Genomic DNA, 1,026 nt, shown 5'->3' with positions numbered 1-1,026 from the left:
GAAAGAGAGCGAGCAGGCAGGAAAGAAGTTCAAAACTCATTTCTTAACTTCCTCGTCCTCTTCGACACGCAGTTGTTGCCTTGTTGAATTTTAGGTCTCTGGGGGTGGATGCTCAACGCTTAATGGAGGGTTTACCCGTTGAGCACGGGATACTAACAGAAGAGCTATTGGAGAGAGTTGGGCATAGGTTTGATCATGAAATAGTATGGACTGACGTGGATAAAGTAACAAATTTAGTAGTACCGTGTTGTTTAAAATTAAGATCGGACGAATTCCTTGTCGTTGTGGATATAGATACCGACGACCTGCACGTTCTCGACGTTGTCAATCCAACAGCGGTTCGTTCCATTTCATTATCGGACGTTGATGAAGGGCATTCGGGGCAAGCTTTTCGGATTTTGCCGAATTTGACCTTTCTCTTGCGCCAGCACGTATTAAGTAGCGAAAATAAGCACTGGTTTTGGGGTAGATTGGTACTCCAAAAGCACTATCTCTTTGATGTAATTACGGCGTCTTTATTTGCTAATGTATTGGCAGTAACGGTTTCGCTCTTCACTTTACAAGTTTACGATCGGGTTATCCCGGGACAATCCGAACCTACGCTCTGGGTTCTCGCGAGTGGTGTTGGGTTGGCGATACTCTTCGAAGCAATCTTGCGTGTAAGGCGAGCCAGAATAATTGATCATATTGGGAAGGAGGCAGAAATAGAGATCACAAGCAATATGTTTGCTCGGTTACTTGGTGTGAAATTGGATAATCTGCCATCTTCTCCGGGTGCAGTTGTAAATATGATTCGTGAATTTTCGTCAGTAAAGGAATTTTTTTCGAATGTCGCCATTGGCCTTATTTCTGATCTTCCCTTTTCGTTTATTTTTTTACTTTTGATTTATGGGATAGCTGGACCTATAGTCTGGATCATTATGTTAGGGGCCGTTTTAATAGCGCTTCCTAATATTCTACTACAACGTCGTATGGCGCGCCTATCGGACGAGACTATGGGCGGTTTGACTTCAGCGTCTAAAATAC

General features: G+C 43.5%; 1 protein-coding gene. It reads left to right on the top strand.

Annotation, left to right across the window (positions count from 1 at the left end):
* Positions 1-104: 104 nt before the first annotated feature.
* Positions 105-1,026, top strand: a 922-nt coding sequence (locus ACR0CG_RS23930) for an ABC transporter transmembrane domain-containing protein (RefSeq protein WP_480528000.1), incomplete at its 3' end; no start/stop codon positions are given.

It is taken from the genome of Ruegeria sp. AB8 (assembly GCF_056542605.1).
Note: the sequence above shows the minus strand (reverse complement) of the source record. Positions and strands in the feature narration are given on the sequence as shown.